Source organism: Micromonospora sp. NPDC004704, assembly GCF_053601675.1.
Genome location: NZ_JBSGCD010000037.1, coordinates 54,110 through 65,296 on the forward strand (window position 1 = coordinate 54,110; position 11,187 = coordinate 65,296).

An 11,187-nucleotide genomic window follows, 5' to 3' on the forward strand; every position below is an offset into this window, starting at 1 on the left:
GTGCCGCGCCGTCTCTGCCCGCTTCGATCCGGGGAGGTGCGCCGGTGAGCGCTGGCCCGAGCTTCGATATCAGCACCCACTACGAGATGTACCTGCCGACCGAGGGGACGCTGGTGGACGTGGTCGCCACCGTCCGCTCGACCGGCACGGCGGCCGGGGACGGTGGGTCCGGACTGGTGGCGCCGCACCTCGCCGAGGTGATCCTGCTGGACTGTTCGGGTTCGATGGGGTCACCGACGAGCAAGCTGATCCAGGCTCGTCGGGCGGCGATCGCGGCCATCGACGCGCTGCCGGACGGGGTCCGGTTCGCCGTGGTGGCGGGGACCCACACCGCGGAGATGATCTATCCGGGGACGGCCCGGTTGATGGTTGCCGGCGACACCACCCGGACCGCCGCGAAAGAGGCGCTGCGCCGTACCGGTGCCGGTGGCGGTACGGCGATGAGCAGGTGGCTCCGGCTGGCGGCCCGGATCTTCGACGAGGCGCCGGGCAGCGTACGGCACGCGATCATGCTCACCGACGGGCGCAACGAGAGCGAACCCGTCGCCGAGTTGGACGCGATCCTGGGCGAGTGCGCCGGTCAGTACACGGTGGACTGCCGGGCGATCGCCGAGCGGCCGGGGGTGCACGCCTGGCGGGGCACCGAGCTGATCCGGATCGCCGACGCGCTCGGCGCGAACCCGGTGGTGCCGGTGGAGGACCTCGACCGGCTCTCCGCCGAGTTCACGCAGCTCATCGCGGGCGCCCTGGGTCAGCGGACGGCGGACGTCCGGTTGCGCGTACGGACGTCGGCGCTGGCCGGGGTCCGGTTCGTCAAGCAGGTGTACCCGACCATCGCCGACCTCGCCGAGCTGGCCCAACCGGTCGACGGTCAGACCACCGACTATCCGATCGGGTCGTGGGGCGAGGGGCACCGGGACTACCACATCGGGCTGGCGGTGCAGCCGATGGCGGCCAACGAGACCCGCCGGGTGGCCTGGCTGAGCCTGCTGGTGCCGGGCGTGGCCGAGCCGGCCGACGTGCTGCCCGACCAGGACCGGCCGGCCGGGGTCGGGATCGCCGAGGTCGGGCAGACGGCGGTGGCGGTGGAGTGGACCGAGGACATCGCCCGCTACACCGGGATCAACCCGACGGTGGCCCACTACACCCGGCAGCAGGAGCTGGCGGCGGCGATCCGGGCCGCCTGGGAGGCGTTCGACGAGCGCCGGCTCGCCGACGCCGAGGCGTTGATGGGGCGGGCGGTGGCGTTGGCGTACGCCGCCGGTGCGCACGACAAGCTGGCCGTCTTCGACCGGGTGGTGAAGATCGAGGACGCCGCGTCGGGACGGGTGCGGCTCCGGCCGGACGTCGACCCCGGCCACTGGCAGGTGCCGACCGTGACCGGCCACCACACCCGTTCCTGGGACACCGCCGGTCCGACCGGTCTCAGCGGCCCGAACGACGGGCCCGACAACGGCGCCTCCGGTCCCGTACCGCTCGGTGGGGTGCCGGGTCCACGCTCGCCGGAGGTGGAGGTCGCCCCGCTGCCGGACGAGTGCCCGGAGTGCCGGACCCGCCGCCGGGGGCGGTTCTGCGAGCGGTGCCGGTACGACTTCCACGCGAGCTGGACCGGCTGATGGCCTTCGACCTCTTCGAGTGGCTGGAGCGGTTCGACAACATCTCGTCGATCGTGGTCAGCACGATCGCCGTACTGGCGATGATCGGGGGCAGTGCCGCCTGGCAGCGCCGCCGGCCGGGCCGGACCGCGGTGACCACGGAATCGGTACGCGCACTGGTGGCCGCCCAGCGCGACGCGGTACCGGCGCACGCGTACCAGTTCCTCGACGGTTCGGTCTCCTCGCTCTCTGCGATCTACGTACGGCAACGGGTCGCGCCGGGTGCCGGTCCGATCGGGCCGGTCCCGGCGTTCGAGGCCGACCGGCTGCTCCGTACCGACCCGCACCTGTTGCTGGTCGGACCGGCGGGCAGCGGCAAGACCACCTTCGTCGGGCACGCGGTGCGGGAACTGGCGCGCGGCTTCACCGGCACCGGGACCGGTCGGGGTCGGGCCGGGGCGCCGGAGCAGGTCGGGTTGGCGCTGTCGGCGACCGCCCTGGTCGACCGGTCGTTGCCGGAGGCGCTGGCCGAGGCGTACCGGTTCGGGCTGCCGACCGTGTTGACGGGTCAGCCGCCGGGGCGGTCGGGCCGGTGGCTGGTGCTGGTCGACGGGGTGGACCGGATCACCGATCCGAACGTCCGGTCACGGGTCCTGGGGCAGTTGCGGGAGTGGGCGGCCCGGGTGGACCACCCGTACCGGCTGCTGCTCACCACCCGCCCGCTGGCGGCGGAGGAGACGACCGCGCTGCGGACGTACTTCGCCGAGCATCGCCTGCTGCCGTTCGACCCGGCCGACCTGTCGGTGTTTGCCGAGCGCTGGTTCCGGGACCGGGTGGCCGACCCGGAGCGGGCCGATCGCGACCGGGACCGGTTCCGGGTGGAGCTGGACCGGGTCGACCTGGCCGAGCTGACGGGCAACCCGTTGCTGGTCACGCTCGCGGCGCTGAGCTGGGAGGGCCGGTCGGGGGTGTTGCCGCCGGGGCCGGCGGAGCTGCTGGACCGGTTCGTCCCGCACCTGGTCGAGAGCGGTGCCGCCGCGGTGGAGGAGACCGGCGCCGCGCTGGGCCGCCGGGGCGGTTCGGGTACGGCGGTAGCCGCCTGGCTGGACGAGCAGGTCGAGGGCCTGTGCGAGGCTGCGGCGGCGGGCTGGCTGCGCGACCGTGCCGCGGTTTCGGCGGCGGTCGGCTGGACCAACGAGCACGCCCCGGTCCCGCCCGGTGGGCTGCTGCGGGACTGGCCCGGTCGGGTCCGCGCCCTGCTCGTCGCCACCGGGTTGTACGTCCCGCGTGGCGCCGACGCCGACCCGCTGACCCGGGCGGTGGCGGAGTACCTGGCGGCGGGGCCGGTGGCCCGGTCCTGGCAGGAGCCGGAGTGGTTGGCGCTGATGGCCGACCCGGCGACCCGTGGGACGGCGGTGTACGCGCTGGCGCGGGCGGGTCGGGCGACCGAGTCGACGCTGACCCGGTTGGCCGCCGGAACCGGTGCGCAGGTGCTCGCCTCCGGGCAGCTGCTCGGCGCCGGGATCCCGATGTCGGACGGGGTACGGGACAAGATCCTGGCCGAGTTGTTGCGGCACTGGCAGGCCGGTGAGCGCCCGTTGGCCGCCGACTGCCTGGCGGTGCTGGCCGAGCTCGCCGTGGCGCCGGTGATCCGGCGGGCGGTGTTCGACATCTCCGCCGATCCGCGTTGGCCACGTCAGGTGCGCTCGGCCGCCACCACCTTCGCCGCCGTGCCGGCCCTGCACCGCCCCACGCCGGATTGAGGCATTCTCGGGACGCCGCGCTGGCGACGCTCGTCCTTGCTGACCGCGCCGTACGGGGGCCGGTGGATCGCACCGGCCTCCCCGTACGGGACGGGTCAGAAGGCGTGGGTGACGGTGAGGGTGATGTTGGAGCAGGAGGCGGCCCGGCTGGTGAGGGCGTTCTTCTCGGCGGTGTCGACGGTGAGCCGCCAGCGGGTCTTCACCGCCACCCACTCGCCGATGTAGCGGCAGAGCTCGCGGGTCGGCACCCAACTCGCCGGGTCCTGGTCACCCTTGGACTGGTTCACGTTGTCCGTCACCGCGACCAGCGCCCGTACGTCGCCCATGTCGTTGGCGTACGACTGGCGCCGGGAGGTGGTCCACGAGCGGGCGCCGGAGTCCCACGCCTCGGCCAGCGCCACCATGTGGTCGATGTCCAGGTCGGACGGGTTGGTCCAGTAGGCCCCGTCGTAGTACGAGAACCACCGGCCGCCGGTGAGGGAACAGCCCGAGCCGACCGACGGGTTGGTGGTGGCCTCGGCGATCAGGACCTCGTAACGGGTGTTGCAGCCGTCGCCGTCGGCGTCGATCCAGTGCGGGAAGAGGTCGCGGTTGTAGCCGGTGCGGATCTCGGAGGCGACCGGCAGGTTCGCGACCATCGTGCGCAGCGGCTGGGAGACGGTCGCGGCCTGGGCCGGGTTGGCGAGACCGAGGACGGCGAGGGTGGCGGTGGCCAGCAGGGTGGTGGCCCAGCGCAGGGGGGTACGGGTCATCACGGCTCCATCTGTGGGGGCAGTTGATCTGCCTGACCCCTATATAGACGTAGCTGGATTTCGTTTGGCTCCACCCGCGCATGAACGATGGTTAAATTTCCACCCTGTTTCCGTCCTCGGTCCCGCCGACCCGGTCAACCGGTCGCGACCAGCGAATCCGTCGGCGACGTACGCGGCTTCGGGGTCTTGCTGGTGAGCTGGAACCAGAACGAGCCGTAACCCGGCAGGGTGAGCTGGTACGGCCGGCTACTGATCAGCGGAAACGTCGTCTGCCCGGTCAACTCCACCGGCAGGTGACCGATGAACCGGCTGCCCAGCGGCAACTGCGCCGGCTGCGGATGGCGGGACAGGTTGTGTACGCAGAGCACCACCTCGTGCCCGTCCGGCCCGTCGTACTCGCGCAGGAAGGCGAGCACGGTGGAGTTCTTGCCACCGAGGTCACGGAAGGAGCCCAGGGCGAGCGCGGGATGCTGCTTGCGTACGGCGATCATCTGCCGGGTCCACTGCAACAGCGACGCCGGCTGTTCGAGCTGACGCTCCACGTTGACCGCCTGGTACCCGTACACCGGGCCCTGGTTGACCGGCAGGAACAGCGCGCCGGGGTCGGCGTTGGAGAAGCCGCCGTTGCGGTCCGGCGACCACTGCATCGGGGTACGGACCCCGTTGCGGTCGCCCAGCCACACGTTGTCGCCCATGCCGATCTCGTCGCCGTAGTAGAGCACCGGCGAGCCGGGCAGCGAGAGCAGGAGCGAGGTGAACAGCTCGATCTGGTTGCGGTCGTTGTTGACCAGGGGGGCCAGCCGGCGCCGGATGCCCAGGTTCACCCGCATCCGGGGGTCCTTGGCGTACTCGTCGTAGAGGTAGTCGCGTTCCTCGTCGGTGACCATCTCCAGGGTCAGCTCGTCGTGGTTGCGCAGGAAGGTGCCCCACTGACAGCCCTGCGGGATCTGCGGGGTCTGGGCGATGATCTCCGAGATCGGGAAACGGGACTCGCGGCGTACCGCCATGAAGATCCGGGGCATCACCGGGAAGTGGAACGCCATGTGGCACTCGTCGCCACCGGCCTCCGGATCACCGAAGTAGTCGACCAGGTCGGCGGGCCAGAGGTTCGCCTCGGCGAGCAGGACCCGACCGGGGAACTCCTCGTCCACGGTCTTGCGCAGCCGTTTCAGGTACGCGTGCGTCTCCGGCAGGTTGGCGCAGTCGGTCCCCTCCCGCTCGTAGAGGTAGGTGACCGCGTCCAGCCGGAACCCGTCGATGCCGAGCCCCAGCCAGTAGCGCACCACGTCGAGCATGGTCTCGCGTACCACCGGGTTGTCGTAGTTCAGGTCTGGTTGGTGGGCGAAGAAGCGGTGCCAGTAGAACTGCTGCCGGACCGGATCGTAGGTCCAGTTCGACGGCTCGCTGTCGCAGAAGACGATCGGGACCTGCGCGTACTCGGTGTCGGTGTCCCGCCAGACGTAGAAGTCCCCGTACGGGCCGGTCGGATCCTGCCGGGACTGCTGGAACCACTCGTGCGTGTCGGAGGTGTGGTTCAGCACCAGGTCGGTGATCACCCGGATGCCCCGGCTGTGCGCCTCGTCGATCAGCGTCACGAAATCGTCGATGGTCCCGAACTCGGGGGCGACGCTCAGGTAGTCGCGGATGTCGTACCCGCCGTCGCGGCGGGGGGAGTCGTAGAACGGTGGCAGCCAGAGGCAGTCGACGCCGAGCCACTTCAGGTAGTCCAGCTTGGTGGTCAGGCCGGGCAGGTCCCCGAAGCCGTCCCCGCTGGCGTCGAAACACGCCTGGACGAACATCTCGTAGAAGATCGCCCGCTGGTACCACCGCGGTTCGACCGGCATTTCACGAGCCTGCCGCCGGTTGGTGGCCGGCGTCGGAAGTACGGGCATCTGCCTGGACAGCAGCCCCAGATCCTGGTCCGTGGACGGGATCGTCAGCGCGTTGACGCGCTCAGCTAGATCGGACATGGTTCTCCTCCGGGGTTCCAAGATGGAGGGCCCGCAGGTTCGACAGTCGGCGCACCCGCGGGTCACGCGGGAAGGAATCGCCGGCATCGGTGACGGCGGGTTCACCGCCCGTTCATCCGCTTCAACCGGGGCTGACGATCAGCGGTAACGCCGATGTTTCAGTAGCGAATCCGACGATCGACGCGGGACCGGGTGGTGATCGCCCCACACCCCCTCTCACCAGCGCGTACGCGCGCTGAACGGGCGCTGCGACGCGTCCCGGAGGCGAGCCGTGTCGTGCCATTGTATGGGCGTTAGACCTATTTGTACCTTCTGTGCGCACGGGCGGCGGTCGGAAATCTGACTGAACATCACCCGTTGTGTTCGGTGAACAGGCATGGTTAAGCTCATCGTGCGCGCCCCAATCGCCCGCTTCCCCCGTGGCAGGCGATCGGGGCGCGCACCTATTTCCCGGCCCCCACCCCGGATCCGGGGCTCACGCGAGTGAAGCCCAACCAAGCACTTCCCGCCCTAGACCGACGCGTCGTCGGGGCGGCTGGGCGGGTGGTTGGCCCGGTGGCGGCGGACGGCGTCGCGGTTCGCGCAGGCGGGGGAGCAGTAGCGCTGACGGCCGTTGCGAGAGGTGTCGGCGTAGATGGTGGTGCAACCGGTGCGGGCACAGCGACCGAGCCTGCCCATGCCCCGGCCGGCGAGGTGCAGCGCGGTGCCGACCCCGACCAGGGCCCGCAGCACGGTTGCCAACGGCACCCCGTCGTCGCGGTAGTGCAGATGCCAACCGGTGCCCTCGTGGTCGGAGAGCCGGGGGTACGCCGAGGCAGCCGCCAGCAGCGCGTTGACGAGCCCGGCCCGGCGGACCTCGTCCGGCGCGTCCACGATCGCGCACCACTGGTCGAGCAACTCCGACGCCGCCGCCAGGTCCCGGTCGTCGACCGCCATGTCGATCACCAGGCCGGCGGCGCGGCAGCGCCGTACCAGGTCGACGGTTGACGTCGGGCGGTTGTTGGCCAGGTCGACGGCGAGGCGTACCGCGTCCTGCCCGTAAGGGTTGAGATGCACAATGGCATTACATCAGGCTCGGGTACGTGAACACCGAAGACGATCACCGCTGGCGTACCCGTTCCCGTCACCGTACGAGCGGGGGTGTGGTCACGTACCAGTCCTGCCATTGCGGGCTATGGCGACTACTCAACGTAATCGTGCCGGAGTGGCCCTGTCCGGCCGGATCGGATCCGGCGGTGTTCGAGTTATCCGTTCCCGGTCCGGTGTGTCGATCGGCGGTGGCCGGGTAGACCGGCGTCGTGTGGCTAACCGAACGGTCGAATTGTCCCGCGCCTCCCGGACCACGGTCGGCGCCCACTCCCGCCGAGCCCGGTACGGCCGGGGTGGGCTCCCGATGACCGGGCCGGCGCCGCGACGGTTCGGCTTCGCGTTCGCGCAGTCCTTCCGGGTGCCGCTGTCGCTCGTCGGCATCCGCCCGGACACCGCCTGGGTCACCGTCGACGACACTCTGGTCGTCCGGTACGGCCCATGGCGGCTGCGTACTCCCCGGTCGAACATCGTCGGGGCCGAGCGTGCCGGTCCGTACAAGTGGTGGCGGATCCTGGGCCCGCACGTGTCGATGGTCGACCGGGGTCTGAGCTTCGGCACCACGACCGCCGCGGGCGTCTGCATCCGGTTCCGCGAACCGGTCCCCGGCATGGCCCCCGGCCGCTGGTTGCGGCATCCCGGCCTCACCGTCACGGTCGACGACCCGGACGGCCTCGTCGCGGCCCTGAACACCTGATGCTGTGAGGGCAGTCACCGGTCGGTGGTGGGGAAAAGGCTGATCGCTCTCCATAGTCTCGACCTATGAAGGCCATCATCTACACACAAACCGGTGCGCCGGACGTGCTGCACCCGACCGAGCGGTCCGTCCCCGACCCCGCTCCCGGTGAGGTACGGGTCCGGATCAAGGTGTCGGGGGTCAACCCGACCGACTGGAAGGCCCGGCGCGGCGGTCCGGGGCGCCCGCTGGAGTACCCGGAGATCGTCCCCAACCAGGACGGGGCCGGCATCGTCGACGCGGTCGGCGAGGGAGTCTCGCCCGACCGGGTCGGTGAGCGGGTGTGGGTGTGGGAGGCGTCCTGGCGGCGGGCCGACGGCACCGCCCAGGAGTACGTCACGCTGCCCGACCGCCAGGCGGTCGCCCTGCCCGACGACGCCTCCTTCGACCTCGGGGCCAGCCTCGGCATCCCGGCGTTGACCGCGCACCGCTGCCTCACCGTGGGCGACAACGGCCCGCAGCGGCTGGCTCCCGGTACGCTCGCCGGCCGGGTCGTGCTCGTCGCCGGTGGTGCCGGGGCGGTCGGCAACGCGGCGATCCAACTCGCCAAGTGGGCGGGCGCGACGGTGATCACCACGGTCAGCGGACCGGAGAAGGCCAAGCTGGCCCAGTCCGCGGGCGCCGACCTTGTGATCAACTACCGTACGGGCGATCCGGCCGCGGAGATCCGCGAGTTCGCACCCGACGGGGTCGACATCGTGGTGGAGGTCGCCCCGAGCGCCAACGCCGCCCTCAACCACGACGTCACCGCCTTCGCCGGCACGATCGCGGTCTACGCCACCGACGAACCGGCGGACGTACGGCTACCGGCACTCCGGCTGATGCTCAAGAACATCGGCTACCGGTTCGTGCTGGTCTACACGGTGCCCGAGGCGGCGAAGCGGGATGCCGTCGAGGACGTCGCCGCCGCCGTCGCGGCCGGGGCGTTGCAGGTCGGCGAGGCGGCGGGTCTACCGCTGCACCGCTTCCCGCTCGACCGTACGGCGGACGCCCACGCCGCGGTCGAGTCCGGCGCGGTCGGCAAGGTCCTCATCGACGTCGCCTGAGTCCGGCGAGGCCCTGATCGACCCTGCCTGCGGTGGCGGGCGAGTCGACCCTGCCTACCGGCGGCGGGCGATCAGGGCCTCGATGCCGTCGAGGAGCAGGTCGAGCCCGAAGGTGAAGTCGGCGTCGTCGACCCACTCCTCGTTGACGCCGAAGGCGTTCGCCCGTACGGCAGCGGTCAGGTCCGGGTACTCCGCCGGATCGAGGACCTGGCCGAGGATGTCGCCGTAGTCGGCCAACCCACCGATGGATCCGTCCCCGGCAGCGGCTTCGGCCGCGCTGATCATGCCGTAGGTGAGGTTCGCCTGGCTGGAGGCGTACCCGGTGAGGGCCGTCGCGATGTTGATCCGCTCAGCGAAGCTGAGTCCGGTGCCGTCGAGTGCGGCGAGTGCGCGGTCGAGCCAGCGCAGCATCCGGGGCCCGGCGGGCGGGGTGCGGTTGGTGACCCCCAGCAGCCAGGGCCGTTCGAGCAGCATGTCGCGGTTGGCCCGGGTCCAGGCGGTGAGGTACCCGCGCCACGGCCGCCCGTCCACCGGGGGCGGCTCGGGAATGGCCGCGTCGACCATCACGGTCAGCAGCTCGTCCTTGCTGCCGACGTACCGGTAGAGGGACATCGTCGCCATTCCGACTCGGTTGGCGACGCTGCTCATCCGTACCCCCTCCAGCCCCTCGCTGTCGGCGATCCCGATCGCGGCTTCGACGATCCGGCCCAGGTCAAGGCTCGGTCGGGGCCCGTGCCGGGATGTGGTCTCGCGACCCCACATCCGCGCCACCACCGGTGGAAGCGCCCGTTGCGCCACTGTCGCGCCCTCTCCTCGTCCCTGCGTGGGTCTTGCCCATACCCTAGATCCCCGTACTCTGTACGACGTACGATGTATCGCATACGCAGATTACGGGGAGGGTCAGCTTGAGTACGCACAGTCCTGTGAAAAGAGTTCTCGACGTCGATGCGGTCCGGGGCTTCGCGCTCCTGGGGATCTTCGCCGTCAACGTCACCTTCATGGCCTCCGGCTATCCGGGGAACCTGGTGACCGACCCCGACTTCGACTCCGGGCTGGACAACGTCGTCCGCGCACTGTCGTCCGTCTTCATCGACATGAAGTTCTACGTGCTCTTCTCGTTCCTCTTCGGATACAGCTTCACCCTCCAGATGGAGTCGGCCAGCAGAGCCGGTGCCACCTTCTCCGCGCGGATGCTCCGCCGGATCCTCGGGCTCTTCGTCCTCGGCGCCCTGCACACCGTCTTCCTCAACGGCGGCGACGTGCTCACCACGTACGCGGTGGCGTGTCTGGTCCTCCTGCTGCTGCGCAACGTACGGGACCGGACCGCGATCCGGATCGCGGTCGGCCTCTACGCCCTGGTGCTGTTCAGCCTGGTCGCGAGCGCCCTGTTCGTGGACCGGTCCGCGTTCCTGCCGGGGGAGGCCGAGGCGCTGGCCAACGCCGAGCACGCGACCCAGGCCCTGCTCGGCGGGTGGGGTTCGAACATCGGGGAACACCTCGACGGCCTGCCGCTGCTCGTCATCCAGGCGGTGAGCCTGCAGGGCCCGACCGCGCTCGGCCTGTTCCTGCTCGGCATGGTCGCCGGCCGCCGTCAGTGGTTGGCACGGGTCACCGGCAGTGAGCCGGTCCTGCGCCGGATCCAGTGGATCGGCTTCCCGGTCGGGCTGATCGGGTCGATCATCTACACCGCCAGCGGCGGTAACGGCAACAGCCTCGGGGTCGCCGCCAGCGTGGCGACGGCACCGGTGCTGACCGCCGCGTACGTGGCCACCCTCCTGCGGATCATGCACAACCCGCGCACCACGGCCGTACGGGCAGCGCTCGCTCCGGCCGGTCGGATGGCCCTCACCAACTACCTGTCCCAGTCCGCGGCCTGCCTGCTCGTATTCAGCGGCATCGGGCTCGGGTACGCGGGTGCGTTCTCGCCCCTGGCCCTGTTCGCCTTCGTGGCGGCCGTGTTCACGGTCCAGCTCGTACTGAGTGCGCTGTGGCTGGGCCGGTTCCGTTACGGGCCCGTCGAGTGGGCGCTGCGCTGGTTCACCAACGCCCGCCGCCCCGCATTCGTCGCGCCATCCCGACGCCACGAGGACGCTCCCGAGACGGCATCGGTCCGCGAGCCGGAGTTGCGCCCGTAGGCCGTACCGACCGACCCGCCGGGCGTACTCCGGCCCGGCGGGTCGGTCGGTACGGCCGCGCACGGATGGCCCGGCGCGGCGCGGCTGGCTGGTGTGCGGACTCA

General features: G+C 71.0%; 9 protein-coding genes. 5 read left to right on the forward strand and 4 right to left on the reverse strand.

All coding sequences use genetic code 11. The annotated features are described in order from the left end of the window. Positions 1 to 44 precede the first annotated feature (44 nt). Both ACWEFB_RS32330 and ACWEFB_RS32335 read left to right on the forward strand, forming a co-directional pair. A complete protein-coding gene (locus ACWEFB_RS32330) occupies positions 45 to 1,616 on the forward strand; it encodes a VWA domain-containing protein (protein WP_452291515.1) in 1,572 nt (523 codons plus the stop codon). Further along, positions 1,580 to 3,358 carry an NACHT domain-containing protein gene (locus ACWEFB_RS32335; protein WP_452291517.1) on the forward strand — a complete coding sequence of 593 codons (1,779 nt, stop codon included), beginning with the start codon at positions 1,580 to 1,582 and terminating at the stop codon, positions 3,356 to 3,358. The genes ACWEFB_RS32330 and ACWEFB_RS32335 overlap by 37 nt, the downstream gene beginning before the upstream one ends. Positions 3,359 to 3,453: 95 nt before the next feature. Here the strand turns inward: ACWEFB_RS32335 and ACWEFB_RS32340 are convergent, their stop codons facing one another. From ACWEFB_RS32340 to ACWEFB_RS32350, 3 genes are all read right to left on the reverse strand, one after another. After that, positions 3,454 to 4,110 carry an HNH endonuclease family protein gene (locus tag ACWEFB_RS32340; protein WP_452291519.1) on the reverse strand — a complete coding sequence of 219 codons (657 nt, stop codon included), beginning with the start codon at positions 4,108 to 4,110 and terminating at the stop codon, positions 3,454 to 3,456. Positions 4,111 to 4,244: 134 nt separating this feature from the next. Beyond that, the gene (gene treS / locus ACWEFB_RS32345) at positions 4,245 to 6,080 is read right to left on the reverse strand and encodes a maltose alpha-D-glucosyltransferase (protein WP_326562470.1); all 1,836 of its coding nucleotides are present in this window, start codon (positions 6,078 to 6,080) and stop codon (positions 4,245 to 4,247) included. Positions 6,081 to 6,590: 510 nt separating this feature from the next. Further along, positions 6,591 to 7,136, reverse strand: a complete 546-nt coding sequence (locus ACWEFB_RS32350; RefSeq protein WP_452291522.1) for a CGNR zinc finger domain-containing protein — start codon at positions 7,134 to 7,136, stop codon at positions 6,591 to 6,593. 337 nt (positions 7,137 to 7,473) lie between these two features. Between ACWEFB_RS32350 and ACWEFB_RS32355 the strand changes: the two genes are divergently transcribed. Beyond that, a complete protein-coding gene (locus ACWEFB_RS32355) occupies positions 7,474 to 7,863 on the forward strand; it encodes a hypothetical protein (RefSeq protein ID WP_452291524.1) in 390 nt (129 codons plus the stop codon). A gap of 65 nt (positions 7,864 to 7,928) precedes the next feature. Next, positions 7,929 to 8,948, forward strand: coding sequence for an NADPH:quinone reductase (locus ACWEFB_RS32360; protein ID WP_452291526.1), 1,020 nt, complete (start codon positions 7,929 to 7,931; stop codon positions 8,946 to 8,948). Between the two features lie 54 nt (positions 8,949 to 9,002). Here ACWEFB_RS32360 and ACWEFB_RS32365 read toward each other — a convergent pair whose 3' ends face one another. Then, on the reverse strand, positions 9,003 to 9,710 hold the full coding sequence (locus tag ACWEFB_RS32365) for a TetR/AcrR family transcriptional regulator (protein ID WP_326562474.1): 708 nt from the start codon (positions 9,708 to 9,710) through the stop codon (positions 9,003 to 9,005). 161 nt (positions 9,711 to 9,871) lie between these two features. On the opposite strand from ACWEFB_RS32365, the gene ACWEFB_RS32370 reads away from it, so the two are divergent. Next, on the forward strand, positions 9,872 to 11,083 hold the full coding sequence (locus ACWEFB_RS32370; protein ID WP_452291529.1) for a DUF418 domain-containing protein: 1,212 nt from the start codon (positions 9,872 to 9,874) through the stop codon (positions 11,081 to 11,083). Positions 11,084 to 11,187 lie beyond the last annotated feature (104 nt).